The sequence below is a fragment of the Nitrospira sp. genome (genome assembly GCA_029194665.1).
GTDB lineage: Bacteria > Nitrospirota > Nitrospiria > Nitrospirales > Nitrospiraceae > Nitrospira_D.
In genome coordinates, this window is the sequence record JARFXO010000006.1 from 230,108 (window position 1) to 243,791 (window position 13,684).

The window sequence follows — 13,684 nt, forward strand, 5'->3', positions numbered from 1 at the left end:
TGCACCCCGGAAGATCTGATTAAGCTATCACGGCATCATCTGAAAGTAGTGACTGACTGCAGCCAAGAACCAGCAGGTTGCCTGGTTAACTCGACAGCTTGAACAGCACCGAACATGGACTTCGATTGTCGCTCTCACGCCACGAGAATCACGCCTGCGTCGGAGGGCATCGCTGTTGGTTTCTTGTAAGATCGAGCCCCATTCAACGCTCCTGTATGGGTCGGCGCAGCCCGCCAGCGCCCAGACTCCCCTCCTTCCGAGTTACCTCCTCCGGATCTATCTCACCCCCAAGTCCTCGGCTATCTTTCTCACCATCAGCTTGAAGCCGCAACCTTTAGTAAGGAGAATGCACATGAACTGTTCACGCTGCCAGGGACTCATGGTCAGGGAACACTTACTGGATTTTGAGGGCACCTACGGGCATATGTGGGCCAGCGGATACCGCTGCATGAATTGCGGGAATGTTCATGACCCGCTCATCGAACAACACCGGCTCGCCAAAGCACAACCGAAGCTGATGATCGTAAACGGTGAAGCGGGCCACGAGGAAGACGAACGCCTTACGGACGTGCATTCAGTCATCATGCATGCGGCGTAAAACCGAATCCAAACTGCGCCGCCACAGTCGTCTACATGCGGAGTACTGGCTTGGAAGGAGAGGCATGGCCACTATTTTGATCGTCGACGATGATGCACCGATTAGGGGGACATTGCGCGACATCCTTGAAGCAGAGGGTCATCAGATTCGTGAAGCCGCCGACGGCCGGATCGGCCTCATGCTCTATCGCGAAGCACCGGCCGACCTCGTCATCACCGACGTCCTGATGCCGGAGCGCGATGGGATGGAAGTCACCCTTGCGCTGACGCAGGAATTTCTGGATGCCAGAGTCATTGCCATGACGGGTGCTACAGGCGACCAGAATTTTCTGAACGTTGCCAAGCTATTCGGCGCCCGACGTATCATTCAGAAACCCTTCACCTCGGACGTTATTCGTCGAGTCGTGCGTTTCACACTTAATCATTAGTCGGATCAACGAGATAAATAGGACAAACTGCGTCAGCCCCGCCTCAACAGATGGGCAGAGCCTTATCCGAACCCGTCCTCGACTCTCTAGATCGGTCGCTGGAGCTCGCGCAGCTGGGTAGGCCACAATGACCCCGCAAGCATACCGATTCCCGCCATGGCGAACCCAATGAGCTGTGGAGGCCAGACATCAGTCGGCTGGCTTACTAGCTCCAAGACCAGCCAGCTCGTGAGCCCGGCAACAATGGCCCACAGCGCACCTTGTGTCGTCGCCCGTTTCCAGTAAAGTCCGGCAAACAACGGGAAAAAGGCCGCTACCAGCGTTACTTTGTACGTGTTCACGACCAATTTATAAATCGTCGCGTCCGACCACAACGCAAGAACCAATACCACCGAGGCAAATCCTACCAGGACCACGCGCATGAGTCGTAGAAATTCCGAATCATTCAAGTATGGACAGGTCGGCCTGATGACGTTCTCGGTCAATGCAACGGACGGTGCGAGCAGAGTCGCACTGGAGCAACTCATCACCGCAGAAAGAACTGCTCCAAAGAAAATAACCTGGGCCACGATCGGAGTATGTTGCAACACTAGGGTCGGCAAGACCAGCTGTGAATCCTGCTCCAACAACGCTCCGAACTTGGTGGGCTCAATCAACGTTGCGGCATAGGCGAGATACATCGGTATAAAACAGAAGGCAAAATAGAGCGCCGCGCCCAGCAACGAGCCCCGCACAGCTGTGGGCTCGTCCTTTGCCGATGTGATCCGCTGGAACACATCCTGTTGTGGGATGGAACCGAGCATCATGGTCATCCAGGCCCCGACGAACGGGACCCAAGCCGTCAGCGTGGCCGGTGGGAACAAGTCAAGTTTGCCCGCCTCGGCCGCATGGTTGACGACCATGCGCACACCGCCCGCCAGATCCCCGACGATCGATGCAATATACAAAAGTCCTCCCATGATCACGGAGATCTGAACAAAATCGAGGATCGCCACAGAGAACATGCCGCCGAACGTCGTATACGTCAGGACAATCGCTGCGCCGATCACGATCCCGACCGACTGGCTGACACTCCCCTCCGTCACGACGCTGAATACCAAACCCAGCACTTTGAATTGGGCCGCGACCCAGCCCAGGTACGAGGCGACGATGCAGAGCGTGCACAACACTTCTACGGTGCGGTTGTAGCGGTACCGATAGTAATCCCCCACCGTCAGCATGTTAAGTCGGTACAGGCGGGGAGCAAAAAAGAGCCCGGCGAGCACCAAACACATGCTGGACCCGAAGGGATCAGCGACAACACCGCGCAAGCCCTCTTTGACGAATGTGGCTGAGATACCCAATACGGCTTCCGCGCCGAACCAGGTTGCAAACACAGTCGCCGTCACAACCGCTAACGGCAGGCTCCTGCCGGCAACGGCAAAGTCCTTTGAGTTCTGCACACGGGTCCCGGCGAAAAGTCCGATGCCGACGGAAAGAAGAAGATAGAGAATGACGAACCAGAAGACCACGCGCGCAGGATAAAGTGATCCGGACTTGCAATCAATCGATATTCAAGAAATTGTCTCGCATAGAGGCGGATCATTCGAACATCGGGGTTGCGGCAGGAGTGAAAGTAATTCCTTCCTGAAAGACCCGGAGCCGGAAATCGAAGGGAGCCCGTTGATCTCGACCACCGTAGCCGAGCGACCGTGGGAACGGGAGTGCTGTTGGAGATCCCAATAACTTACCACTGTGACCTTCGAGCCATCACGGCGCTCGTGGATGAGCTGGCCTTCCCAGTGTCCCTTCACGCGAATCACTTCCTCAATTACCTCGAGCGGGATAGGGAAGACCGTCTTCAGTAGTTGATGGGAAGTCCTACCTAGTGCCTCTTGAGGTTCCCATCCATACAGCTTCTTGGCCCCTTCACTCCAGTATTGAATCGTACCGTCCGCATTACGCACAATCATCGCGCTGGTGGAGAGAACATCGTCATCCCTCGGCATATCAGGTTTTACAGCCGGTGGTTCCGCAACCGTTCCCCTCAAGCGACTATAGGTTCTATCTGCCACGAGTACAGAGCCGGGCAAGGTTAAATGAATGGTATCCCAAAAATAAAATATTCCATCCCTTGCGACTGCGCACCTCTCTTCAGAGCAGAACAACTGTGAGATATCGAGAAAATCAAAACCAAACTTAGCCGTTTCTTCTTGGAGAATAGTATTGACTGCCGTCAAACCATTTGCCCCTACCTTCAGATCCCCCGGTGCCTTCATCGAAAAATTCTCAAGCTTATGAACGTACCGACGAATATCGACGGAGAGCGACGCTGCTTGTGAATAGACGACGACGCGATGTCCCTTTAATCTCTCATATAATTCCTTTAGTTCCATTCGGAATTCTTTCTCGCCAACCCTTTTATATTCGGTCAACCAATCACTCGAGACAATAATAGCGTCCACGCTATTGCTTGGAACATATTCACTCACAAACCAGTCGTAGAATTCATTACACCGCCGGCTATTTCCACTGCGTACTGCCTGACATACGCCTGCCGTCAACTGAACTATTGCGTTTTCACCGACCATACTTAAAAGACCTGGATATAAATGAGCAGCGACACTGTCTCCATACAACACATATCGCTGAGAAAGCCCTGGCTCTTTCGAACTCGCTTGAACAAATGAACCTTCGGTCAGGTGACATTGATTCTGCAAAAGTGTTTCAAACGTCTGCCCTAAGCCAAAAAAACACGTCCTAAATCGATACAGTTTTTGCACATCCGAGGGTATTCCACTTTGAGAATCCGAATGGATGAGTTGCAAGCTGGCTGCGGAAACAGCGATGACCACCACGGAAGCAGACGCAAATCTCCACAGTACGTTTTTCGTAACGATATCGCCGCGACGAAACGGCGTCTCCACATACCGCCAGGTCAGATAGGCGAGCCCGAACGCCAGCACGACAAGACTCATCATCACGAGATCATTGGGCTCCGTCAAACTTCGATGGCGAGCGTACGACAACAACGGCTGATGCCATAGATAGGCGCTATAGCTGACAAGGCCCATACCAACGAACACTCTACTAACCAACAAGCGCCCGACCAATGTTCCGGGAAAAGCAAACACGATAATCAAAGCAGCGCCGACTGTCGGTATCAACGCTGAGAACCCTGGGAAAGGCGTCTCTTTACTAAAAGTCAGGCTCCCTAATGCGATCATCCCGAGCCCAACAAGGCTGAGTATTTGGTGGAGCACCGGAGGGAACTGGCCACGCTCCTTCCCTTCCAGGTAGAACGCGATGAGTGAACCCATCGCCAATTCCCATGCCCGAGTTGGCAGCAAAAAAAACGTCGCAGCCGGTTTCCTACTGATCGCATACTCGGCTAACGCAAGACTGAGGAGCGCCATGATCGTCAGCAACACTATGATTCTCTTTCGCCCCAACTGCCACGCAAACATCAGAACAAGAGGAAACAGGACGTAAAACTGCTCTTCTACCCCCAAACTCCATGTATGGAGCAGCGGCTTCAACTCCGTTGCTGTATCGAAGTAGTCACTTTGCCGCCAAAAGAAGATATTCGGTACAAATACCAAGCCAGCCATGACGCTTTTCGACAATTCCTTTGCATCGCTTGGCATGAGCCACAACCAAGCAAAAGGCAAACACGACGCCATGACCAAGTACAACGCGGGCAGAATACGCCGAGCCCGCCGCTCATAGAAATTGAGGATTGAAAACCGTCCGGCCTCAAGGTCCGCAAGAATAATCGTGGTAATCAAGTACCCGCTGATAACAAAGAAGATGTCCACGCCGACAAAGCCGCCGCTAAAAAGCTGGAACCCAGCGTGGAATAATATGACTGGAATGACGGCGATGGCTCGCAAGCCATCTATTTCAGGACGGTAATGCATTCACATGATCCTGTCGCTTGCCTGAACCGACTGCACGTGCTTACTCATAAGTTCGGAAAGTGGCCCGCTCTCGACGCTCTTACCGGAAACAGAAGGCACCACTTTCGTTATTTTCGCAGGTTGTTCCGAAATGACGTCAGATGTGGTACCCGAAACATACCCAATGAAAATGACAAAGTCAAAGGAGTCGCCTCATGACATGCATGCGGAAACCATGTCGTACTTATTGATGCAGTGGACAGCGGATGCTGGCTTCAACCGCGGGAGATGTACTGACTTGGGGGACGAATTAAGACCTATGCCGGACTGTACCTGACGTATTTCGGCTCACTGGCCCACGCGGTGCGATGCTTTGCCCTACCCCCTACGCAACTTAGACTGCCCCGTATCGAGATGCTCCGAATACCAGACGGCATCCCACAAGAAAAAGCTTACCGTACGACTCAACCGGCAGTATTTTTGTCCACTGTACTTCATACAGGCTCAGGGAGTATTCCCATCGAGTCTCAGCAATATGGAGTTCCAATAGTTGTCGATTTTGAGGTCGGCCACCCATCATCACGAGGATTCCATGCTCACTCCTATTGATGCAGTACACCTCACCCTGCTCAATGGTCGCTTGCTCCCCATCGAGCGATTCGCATAGGCTATAGGCGCACACTTTTTGTTCGCTCACCCGCATCTCCCGCCGTCGCGAAGGAAATGAAGCCTCCGTGTCTTTACGAACGCCGACCACAGCGGCCTCACCGTTCAGATTCCCTCCTCGGCGCATAGGCGATTCGTGGATGACTTCCTTCATTCCAATGTTCATGATGCCTCCAAAAATAAACGACCCTCTGCAGTTCGGAGGAGCAATTGTTATACCTGAGCAGAAATTAATACGTATACTGATTGCTGAAGAACCCTCTTTAAATTCCTGGTTTAAAAACGTATCGAAACTACACAGCGAAGGGATCTGGATTCACCATTCCGGTGTATTGTGAAGATAGCCCGTTGATTCTACGTATAATTCAGTCATGAATGACAAAGCATACAGGCCAGGATGAGTGCCCTTCACCAGAATGTAGGGTCCCAGAGAGCGGTGAATGGAAAAGTCGGTCATGTCAGATGGTTTGGCCTAAATCCTGTGCGGGAATACAGCTGTCGAGGTTAGGTCAGCGAATTGCAGTCCGGATATTTGCCATTTCTTACCGGGGCTAACTCAAGAATCAGCCAGCAACCCTGCAGGATTCACCTCACAGCTCAGCTTCTCCACCCGAAGGCCCAGCAAGCGGATGAGTTTTCGCTGCGGGTTTTCACGCTGATCGAGAAAAGGCAGCATCAGCCTCATGGCCTCCCGTCTCAATACTGCCCTCTCATCGGTCGCCATGGTCAACGTATGGGCGCGTGACTTGGTCACAAAATCCGCAAAGCGAACGGTGAGCACGACGGTTCGAAAGGAATGAAATCCCTCGTGATGCATACGATCACTCACGCCCCGAACAAGCCCATCGAGTTGAGTGAGCAGTGTATGACTGTCGAGGGTATCGGATTCGAACGTTTCCTGCTCCCCAATGGATTTTGGCTCCGAATATTCCTCGACCGGTGAGTCATCTCGTGCGCGAGCCTTCTCATAGAGATCCACGCCGCGTTTCCCCAAGAGAACTTCGAGTTGATGGAAGGTCAGCGCTCTGAGATCCGTGACAATCTTGATATTTTTTGCGTTCAGCATGCCTTCCGTTTTAGGTCCGATACCGGGGATGACCCGGATCGAGAGTGGAGCCAGAAACGCCTCGGCCTTCTGCTCGCGGACGACCGTGAGTCCGTCAGGCTTCCGGTAGCCTGAAGCGATTTTGGCGATCAACTTATTCGGCCCAATCCCGATTGAGGCCGTCAGTCGTTCCTCCGAATGGATCTCCTCTTTCAGACGGCACCCGAGGCGTTGTGCTTCCTCATACGATCCGGTCCAACTCATGTCGCCGTACACTTCATCTATACTGGCTTGTTCCACTCGAGGAATGAATCGTCGTACAATCCGCATCACTTTCTCCGAAACCCTTGCATACTTTTGCATGTCGACCGATACAAAGGTCACCGGCGGTTTCCCCATCCGGCGAGCAGCCTCAGACAAGCGCCAGGCAGTGGAGATCGGCGTCGCCGAGTGAATACCGTACGCACGAGCCAGATAGTTCGATGTGGCGGCGACCCCGCGGCCCTTCCCGCCCAGCGGGTCTGCGCCGACAACGAGGGGAACCCCTCGAAAAGATGGAGTATCGCGCTCTTCAATCGCCGCGAAGAACGCATCCATATCTAAGTGAGCGATAATCCTGAGCACTTTCATCCTATGGTACCTTGAGTACCGTCAAACGTCTGACGAAACTCACAGATCAGCAGATGCCCCATGGAGCGTTCCGTCGTTTTCGTCGTAGATTTTCATGGCAGAGGTGACGTACAATTGCCCCCCAGCTGAAAGATAAGACGGTTCAATTCCACGCAAGCAAAGGCCATCACTAGAAAGGAGACAATCCATGGGCATGAGCTTCATCAATTGGGTTGGATTCGTTATGCTGTTGCTCGCGCTGCTTCTCAATGAGGCATTCCTCGGAATAAACGCCTGGTACGACCTCCACATAGGGGCGATTCTTGCGGGTGTGGTGTGGCTGGTTGTTGCAGCCGCATTCTCGATGTGGCCAAACCCAAGAGATAAGAGTGCTTGATCGATAGCTTTCCCGCCTTGCAATGATAGAGTACGACCGTCAGGTGGCGTTCTCTGCGTCCTTCCGCCGTGAATCTTGTTCAATTTTCGAAAAAATTAAAGAAGCGCACCTTCACTGATTGCCCTTCCCGCCAAAAAACACTCATAGGTATGGTCATTCACCAGCCCGACTGCCTGCATATAGGCATAGATAATCGTACTGCCCACAAATCGGAAGTCTCGTTGTTTTAGGTCCTTCGATAGTGCATCACTTTCAGCCGTCGTGGCAGGAATTTCTTTCTGATTTTTCCACCGATTGATCTTCGCCTTGCCATCGACGAATCGCCAGACATAGCGGTCAAATGATCCAAACTCCTTCTGCACGGCCAGAAAGGCTTGCGCGTTTGTCACGGCCGCCTCGATCTTCAATCGATTGCGGATAATGCCCGCGTCTTTCAGCAGTGTAGTCTTTCCCTGAGGTGTAAACCGAGCAACTTCGACTGGATCAAATCCGACAAAGGCTTTGCGATATCCTTCTCGACGCAGCAGAATCGTCTCCCATGTCAGACCAGCCTGAGCCCCTTCGAGCACAAGCATCTCAAAATGTTTGCAATCGTCATGCACCGGCACACTCCATTCCTCATCATGGTAGCGAATGAGATGTGGCTTCACCCCGACCCAGCTACACCGAGTCTTTTCGTCTGATACGGTCATCGTTTGCGTTTAGGGATCCCTTGAAGCAATGGACAGACTTACCGGCGGCAATTGTAGAAGCACCCAAACAAGATCGCAATGAGAGTTTCCACAAGAAAACCAGCGCAGCACATCAAGGATTGATCTCCTCCATATGAATCAACTACGATCCTTCTATACCCGCTCACCAGAGGAGGATTCCACTATGACGAGCATAGACATTGGAAAGGAAGTGGTAGTCCTCTGCCGACAGGTCAAGAATCAAGAGGCGATCGATCACTTCTACACACAGCATATCGAGACCGTCGAGGCTCGCGCGATGCCTTGATCCTTAACAACTCAACCCCCAACCACAGGAGGAAACCATGGCAGACAAACAGTACAAACAGCTTGGATGTCTGGACGTGCAACCGTCGGGCGGCTGCGGATTCCAGGTGCGGGCGGAGACGGAATCGGAACTGATGCAGTTGGTCGCCACCCACGCCAAGCAATGTCATAAGCTGGATTCGATGCCACCGGAAATGGCCGCCCAAGTGAAGGCCGCGATCAAGACCGTGCCCGTCACCGTCTGAGAGCGTTACTGATGATGAAGAGAGGGACTTCCCAACCTCCAAATCAGGCGGCGGGAAGTCCCTCTCGACATTCACCCGTTTGACCAAGGAGGACATATGAACTGGAGATCAGTATTCCCAATTGTCGTCCTGTTACTGCTGAGCACAAGCGGATGCAGCTACCTCTTTTATCCACATGCAAAGGAGTTTACCGAAAAGGCCAAGGGCGCAACAGGCGTCGAGACACTCATCAACCTGACCAATATGGCGGAAGCCACGGCCAACGCCGCCAAGGGAGGCAAAGGAGCCGATCAACCCTTGGACGATCTGCACAACCAGTTTCATGCGATCGACAACAGCATCTGCTGCGTCGAGAAATCAGTCAAGGAACAGCCGGCCTACGCACTGGCCGTCACGCACAACAAAGAACTCAGGACGATTTTCAGGCGGCTATGGAAATTCAAGAACGATCAGCCTCAACGTGACCAACACCTAGACCTCTTTGTGTCCGAACTCCAAGAGATGCGCCAGACTCTGGAAACCCTGAGGTAACTTCATGGCAGCGCCATCACCTGAGCAAGTCATCGATAGCCAACGACAAGACTGGAACCGCGTCGCAGGCGGCTGGGAGAAGTGGGATCGCTTCTTCGATGAACAGATGGCATTCCTGAATCACCGACTCCTGGGCGACGCCAGGCTGCGCAGCGGTCTTCGCGTGTTGGATCTTGGATCAGGCACCGGCTATCCGGCACTCCTCGCCGCTCAGACAGTTGGAGTAAATGGAAGCGTGGTGGGCATCGACCTCGCCGAACACATGCTCACCGTAGCCGAGAGAAAGGCCAAGCAATTGAGGTTTCAGAACGTGACGTTCAGAGTCGGCGATGCGACAACCCTCCCGTTCGAGTCCGCTTCCTTCGGCGCCGTCACCAGTCGCTTCTGTCTCATGTTTCTCCCAGAAATTCCCAAAGCTGCTGCAGAAATTGCGCGTGTCCTGAAGCCGGGAGGCTGGGTCGCGACAGCCGTCTGGTCCGCTCCGGAAAAGAACCCCTCGATCGGCCTCTCAATGGCAGCCGTCAAGCAGGTCATCGACCTTCCGCCGACGGACCCGATGGCGCCAGGCATCTTCCGTCTCGCTCAGCCCGGCGAGCTGGCCGGCATGTTGGAGAGAGCCGGCCTCACAGACATCACGGACCAGGAATTTCTTGGGGAATGGTCCTACGGCTCAACCGATGAATATTATACGAGCCTGATTGAAATCGCGGCCCCGGTCCAAAATCTCATGGCGACGCTGTCGGAAGCACAACGACAAGAGGTGAAACGTCTTATCATCCAAGCTGCTTCGCAGTTCCAGCGTGGGGCCCGCATCACGTTTCCGATTGCCGTGCGGATGGTCGCGGGACGCAAGCCCGGATGAGGCATGCCGACGAAAAACGACGGCTTCAAAGACTTCATTCTGGATCAGCTGGCGGAGCTGAACGGAGTGGCTGCACGCGCCATGTTCGGCGGGTACGGTCTCTATCAGCGAGTCAGGTTTTTCGGCATCATTCATAAGGGGCGCCTGTACTTCAAAGTTACGGTGGCCACAGTGCCTTCCTACAAGAAACAGGGCATGAAACCATTCCGCCCAAACGCTAAACAAACACTCAAATCCTTTTATGAGGTACCGATTGAGGTGATCGAAGATGCGGAAGTCTTGACTCATTGGGCGACGGCAGCAGTCAAGGGATGATCAAACCATGTCCCAAGTTCTCTGGACCATCGGCCATTCAACAAGACCGATCGATGAATTCGTATCGCTTCTGAAAGTACATGGCATCAAGCAGCTCATCGATGTACGGACTGTTCCTCGCTCACGTCATAATCCGCAATTCAACACCGAGACATTGGCGCAGAGCTTGGCTCGTGCTGCCATTCACTATCGGCATGCAGGCAATCTCGGTGGCTTGCGCAAGCCCAGGAAGGATTCCATCAACGCCGGCTGGCGAAATGCGAGCTTCCGAGGCTACGCAGATTACATGCAGACAGAACAGTTTGGCGAAGCGCTAGAAGAGCTTATGGCGTATAGCACGAGCAAGAAGACAGTGATCATGTGCGCCGAAGCAGTCCCCTGGCGCTGCCATCGGTCCTTGATCGCCGACGCGTTAGTGACGAGGGACTGGGATGTCCGACATATCATGTCGGGGACGAAAGCAGACCGACATCGGCTGACGTCCTTCGCTACGGTTGAGAATGGGTTCTTGTGCTATAGGGGGTGAGGCCATCATCCCATTCCTCGTAGAATCTTCGCAGTGCCCAAGCGGTATAGGTTCCCACAGAAGCAGCTCGGCCATGGCTTGGTTAGTCTGCGGTTGGAAATACGTGAATCCTGGAGACGGGTTGACCTCAACACAATACCACTGATCGTCCGGCGTCCGGCCTTGATCGACGCTGGCCACCCGTAAGATCCCCTTCCACGATACTTTCTTGCCGCATAGGCGACCTGCCTTCATGCTGCCCTGAATGAAGACGATCGATGAGTGGTCGAGACCCACTACAAGAGGAAGGAAGAACAAAAACCCTTGCCATTCCCAGGCAGACGATTCCGCTGCCAATGTGGCTTCCTATCGTCTTATGCTGCGGCCTCCTCTGCTGCCTTCTCCTTCCGTTCCAAGGGATTGCGTATCCCTAGCCTAGTGAAGAGCCGGAAGAACGCATCACTTCCCCCAGCGAGAGCGAAAGCGGTGACAACCCGGCCAATTGCGGGTGATTGGGAACAACCATCCTTTCCGCACATTCCTAGAGCATCCAGAACGTCTTTCATCATGTTAAGGTCATAATTCCACACAACAAAAGCGGAAAAGAGAATCGCAAAAGGCGTCTTCCAGCCTTTACCTTCAAGATACCTGCTAAACAATCGCCAGTTGAACACGACGGTGAGTGCCATCTCCAAGACGGCGGATATCACAAGATACCCGAGCAAAGCAGAACCAAGCTTCGAATAGTCAGCTGGAGTGGCGGGAATTCCATCAGCCGCCTCAGCAGAACTGACTGAGATTCCAACGACGAATATGGGTGTGAGCATGGCAAGGAAAAGAACGAGCAAGAAACCACAGACTTGAGTTCGCATAAATTCCCCCTTCTCACTGCAGAATAATACTAAACCAGTTACCGCGAGGGTGAACCTCCGCGTGTGCTCCAATCATTCAGACGGTTGCCGCGACGGCGTTAACCACCGGAGAAATACATTGTACAGGCTGGAGAGGACAAACCCGAAGATGCCCCCGATGCCTATATAGATAACCAATCGTAAGAAAACATCCGTTCCTATAGGCAAATATTTCGGCAAATATTCACCTGCGAACCACAGTACCCCAAGCAAAGCTCCAGCAAGAGTCAGTGCGAGAACATCAAGACCAACCGGGGGCTTCAGTGGAGGTCCTACAGGAAGCCCAATGGGGGTGATAACATATCGACAATCGTGCTCGACACAAACTCGTCCATCATCTTCAGAAGTTATAAAAGCGAGCGGCGCATAGTGATGGTCAATTCCGAATGGTTCCTGCTCGGCAGGAATCGATTTACCCTTCCCATCAATAGTCTGGGGCCACTCAATATCACTTGTCGCCGCTCTGGCTGGAATCAACCAATAGTCTCCGCTCCTATACTCCATCGTTTTCCCATTAGTCTGGCCACTAAATTGGATCTCGATGCCGTCCTCGATCTCGATCCAGACATCGTCAGTCCCTTTCTCCCGCACGAGAACAGCGCCGTCATTCAGCTCCCCATTACGATCGCTGTGGTCCCACCGGCGCAGTACTGGATGGTAGGGATCTTGCTCACCATACTGACGTGTAGGCCCAGCATTGTCCTTGAGTGTTATAAGCGTATCCGTCCCTCTCGCGTCGATGTTTTCTATTTGATGCAAAACTCCAGGAACCCCTTTGAGGACATCTCGATCATCTACGATCTCGACCCAATCATCGATGTTCAATCCCCCTCGGCTATCGCTTCCAAAGTAGCTTAAGGTGACGTTCAGTCCGTCCATCGTTTGAATAGGAAAAGTGACGGAACCGTTTTCTCGCGACCATTTGAAAGTGGCTCCCCCAGACTCCCCGACAACTCCCTTATGAATCTCCACACGGTAGAGTTGATTCTCTACGCCGCGGTATCCTGTTTCTGCCTGATCATTGGTATCTGATACTGACGCGCGGAGTCGCACATTGCCCTTATGTCGTACTCGACCCTCCATTAGCCTCTGAGCGTGATCTGCAAACCCCTTTCTGGCCTCCTGGACTTTCTGAGGATTGCGCGGCCATATCGCTTCAGCCGTTTCCATGCACTGCAAGGCTCTCTTTTGCGAGCGAACATGGTCGGCATCCTTGTCGTCGAGCCGAAGAGTCTTGACTTGCCAAATGACCTGTCCACGTGATGTCGTCTCAGCACCGCCAAGCGCCACCTCACGAATGTGATCATCCTCTGCGGCTGACACATGACGCTCCCAGACATCCACATAGACCAAATACAATCCGGCTTTGATCTTCTCGGACTCAGAAAGAGGATAATTCTTCTGGTGGTCGTACGCTTGGGCGTCATCATTTATGCATCCTATTCCCTGGACATAATAGCGCCCCTGCCTAATGACGAAGCCCTTTTCACCGGGCTCAATCTTGAAACTAGTATCCGTCGCGCCTCCATGCGGTCCGATCACATCCGCAGTCAACGTGCGTATCGAATCCAAGAAAATAGCGTCTTGTTCATTCCAATCCGCATCAAGCTGAACACGCCCCTGCTGCATGAACACGCGCGAGAACTGTTTCTCTTTATCGAAGGTCAGTCGAGAGAAATCACCTTTCATACTCCACT

16 protein-coding genes are annotated in these 13,684 nt (G+C 53.1%); 9 read left to right on the forward strand and 7 right to left on the reverse strand.

Annotated features, from left to right (window positions below; genetic code table 11):
- Window positions 1-352: 352 nt before the first annotated feature.
- Together P0119_19195 and P0119_19200 are read left to right on the forward strand one after the other, a co-directional pair.
- Window positions 353-598, forward strand: a complete 246-nt coding sequence (locus tag P0119_19195) for a hypothetical protein (protein MDF0668176.1) — start codon at window positions 353-355, stop codon at window positions 596-598.
- A 64-nt stretch (window positions 599-662) separates the two neighbouring features.
- Complete coding sequence (locus P0119_19200; protein MDF0668177.1) at window positions 663-1,025, forward strand: response regulator; 363 nt, start codon at window positions 663-665, stop codon at window positions 1,023-1,025.
- An 86-nt stretch (window positions 1,026-1,111) separates the two neighbouring features.
- On the opposite strand, the gene P0119_19205 is transcribed toward P0119_19200, so the two are convergent.
- The 4 genes from P0119_19205 to dinB form a co-directional block, all read right to left on the reverse strand.
- Window positions 1,112-2,536, reverse strand: coding sequence for a sodium:solute symporter family protein (locus tag P0119_19205; GenBank protein MDF0668178.1), 1,425 nt, complete (start codon window positions 2,534-2,536; stop codon window positions 1,112-1,114).
- Window positions 2,537-2,578: 42 nt separating this feature from the next.
- The gene (locus P0119_19210) at window positions 2,579-4,924 is read right to left on the reverse strand and encodes an acyltransferase family protein (GenBank protein ID MDF0668179.1); all 2,346 of its coding nucleotides are present in this window, start codon (window positions 4,922-4,924) and stop codon (window positions 2,579-2,581) included.
- A 373-nt stretch (window positions 4,925-5,297) separates the two neighbouring features.
- Window positions 5,298-5,735 (reverse strand): hypothetical protein, encoded by a 438-nt coding sequence (locus P0119_19215; protein ID MDF0668180.1) that lies wholly within the window; start codon window positions 5,733-5,735, stop codon window positions 5,298-5,300.
- Window positions 5,736-6,125: 390 nt separating this feature from the next.
- On the reverse strand, window positions 6,126-7,244 hold the full coding sequence (gene dinB, locus P0119_19220; protein MDF0668181.1) for a DNA polymerase IV: 1,119 nt from the start codon (window positions 7,242-7,244) through the stop codon (window positions 6,126-6,128).
- A gap of 187 nt (window positions 7,245-7,431) precedes the next feature.
- On the opposite strand from dinB, the gene P0119_19225 reads away from it, so the two are divergent.
- Window positions 7,432-7,620 carry a hypothetical protein gene (locus P0119_19225; protein ID MDF0668182.1) on the forward strand — a complete coding sequence of 63 codons (189 nt, stop codon included), beginning with the start codon at window positions 7,432-7,434 and terminating at the stop codon, window positions 7,618-7,620.
- 95 nt (window positions 7,621-7,715) lie between these two features.
- Here the strand turns inward: P0119_19225 and P0119_19230 are convergent, their stop codons facing one another.
- Window positions 7,716-8,312: a DNA-3-methyladenine glycosylase I gene (locus P0119_19230; protein ID MDF0668183.1), complete on the reverse strand. Its 597-nt coding sequence runs from the start codon at window positions 8,310-8,312 to the stop codon at window positions 7,716-7,718.
- Window positions 8,313-8,496: 184 nt separating this feature from the next.
- Between P0119_19230 and P0119_19235 the strand changes: the two genes are divergently transcribed.
- The 6 genes from P0119_19235 (at window position 8,497) to P0119_19260 (ending at window position 11,097) form a co-directional block, all read left to right on the forward strand.
- Window positions 8,497-8,619 carry a hypothetical protein gene (locus tag P0119_19235; protein MDF0668184.1) on the forward strand — a complete coding sequence of 41 codons (123 nt, stop codon included), beginning with the start codon at window positions 8,497-8,499 and terminating at the stop codon, window positions 8,617-8,619.
- Window positions 8,620-8,656: 37 nt separating this feature from the next.
- A complete protein-coding gene (locus tag P0119_19240) occupies window positions 8,657-8,863 on the forward strand; it encodes a DUF1059 domain-containing protein (GenBank protein ID MDF0668185.1) in 207 nt (68 codons plus the stop codon).
- Window positions 8,864-8,959: 96 nt separating this feature from the next.
- Entirely contained in the window at window positions 8,960-9,394 is a 435-nt protein-coding gene (locus P0119_19245; protein ID MDF0668186.1) for a hypothetical protein, read from the forward strand.
- Window positions 9,395-9,398: 4 nt separating this feature from the next.
- Window positions 9,399-10,256 carry a methyltransferase domain-containing protein gene (locus P0119_19250; protein MDF0668187.1) on the forward strand — a complete coding sequence of 286 codons (858 nt, stop codon included), beginning with the start codon at window positions 9,399-9,401 and terminating at the stop codon, window positions 10,254-10,256.
- A gap of 3 nt (window positions 10,257-10,259) precedes the next feature.
- The gene (locus P0119_19255; protein ID MDF0668188.1) at window positions 10,260-10,571 is read left to right on the forward strand and encodes a TfoX/Sxy family protein; all 312 of its coding nucleotides are present in this window, start codon (window positions 10,260-10,262) and stop codon (window positions 10,569-10,571) included.
- 7 nt (window positions 10,572-10,578) lie between these two features.
- The gene (locus tag P0119_19260) at window positions 10,579-11,097 is read left to right on the forward strand and encodes a DUF488 domain-containing protein (protein ID MDF0668189.1); all 519 of its coding nucleotides are present in this window, start codon (window positions 10,579-10,581) and stop codon (window positions 11,095-11,097) included.
- Between the two features lie 353 nt (window positions 11,098-11,450).
- On the opposite strand, the gene P0119_19265 is transcribed toward P0119_19260, so the two are convergent.
- Both P0119_19265 and P0119_19270 read right to left on the reverse strand, forming a co-directional pair.
- A complete protein-coding gene (locus P0119_19265) occupies window positions 11,451-11,924 on the reverse strand; it encodes a hypothetical protein (protein ID MDF0668190.1) in 474 nt (157 codons plus the stop codon).
- Between the two features lie 96 nt (window positions 11,925-12,020).
- On the reverse strand, window positions 12,021-13,676 hold the full coding sequence (locus P0119_19270) for a DUF6519 domain-containing protein (GenBank protein ID MDF0668191.1): 1,656 nt from the start codon (window positions 13,674-13,676) through the stop codon (window positions 12,021-12,023).
- Window positions 13,677-13,684 lie beyond the last annotated feature (8 nt).

Bases quoted from the DNA above. Each gene is read 5' to 3' on its own strand.
- P0119_19195 (MDF0668176.1), top strand. From the start codon at position 353: ATGAACTGTTCACGCTGCCAGGGACTCATGGTCAGGGAACACTTACTG.
- P0119_19200 (MDF0668177.1), top strand. From the start codon at position 663: ATGGCCACTATTTTGATCGTCGACGATGATGCACCGATTAGGGGGACA.
- P0119_19210 (MDF0668179.1), bottom strand. From the start codon at position 4,924: ATGCATTACCGTCCTGAAATAGATGGCTTGCGAGCCATCGCCGTCATT.
- P0119_19215 (MDF0668180.1), bottom strand. From the start codon at position 5,735: ATGAACATTGGAATGAAGGAAGTCATCCACGAATCGCCTATGCGCCGA.
- dinB (MDF0668181.1), bottom strand. From the start codon at position 7,244: ATGAAAGTGCTCAGGATTATCGCTCACTTAGATATGGATGCGTTCTTC.
- P0119_19225 (MDF0668182.1), top strand. From the start codon at position 7,432: ATGGGCATGAGCTTCATCAATTGGGTTGGATTCGTTATGCTGTTGCTC.
- P0119_19230 (MDF0668183.1), bottom strand. From the start codon at position 8,312: ATGACCGTATCAGACGAAAAGACTCGGTGTAGCTGGGTCGGGGTGAAG.
- P0119_19235 (MDF0668184.1), top strand. From the start codon at position 8,497: ATGACGAGCATAGACATTGGAAAGGAAGTGGTAGTCCTCTGCCGACAG.
- P0119_19240 (MDF0668185.1), top strand. From the start codon at position 8,657: ATGGCAGACAAACAGTACAAACAGCTTGGATGTCTGGACGTGCAACCG.
- P0119_19245 (MDF0668186.1), top strand. From the start codon at position 8,960: ATGAACTGGAGATCAGTATTCCCAATTGTCGTCCTGTTACTGCTGAGC.
- P0119_19250 (MDF0668187.1), top strand. From the start codon at position 9,399: ATGGCAGCGCCATCACCTGAGCAAGTCATCGATAGCCAACGACAAGAC.
- P0119_19255 (MDF0668188.1), top strand. From the start codon at position 10,260: ATGCCGACGAAAAACGACGGCTTCAAAGACTTCATTCTGGATCAGCTG.
- P0119_19260 (MDF0668189.1), top strand. From the start codon at position 10,579: ATGTCCCAAGTTCTCTGGACCATCGGCCATTCAACAAGACCGATCGAT.
- P0119_19270 (MDF0668191.1), bottom strand. From the start codon at position 13,676: ATGAAAGGTGATTTCTCTCGACTGACCTTCGATAAAGAGAAACAGTTC.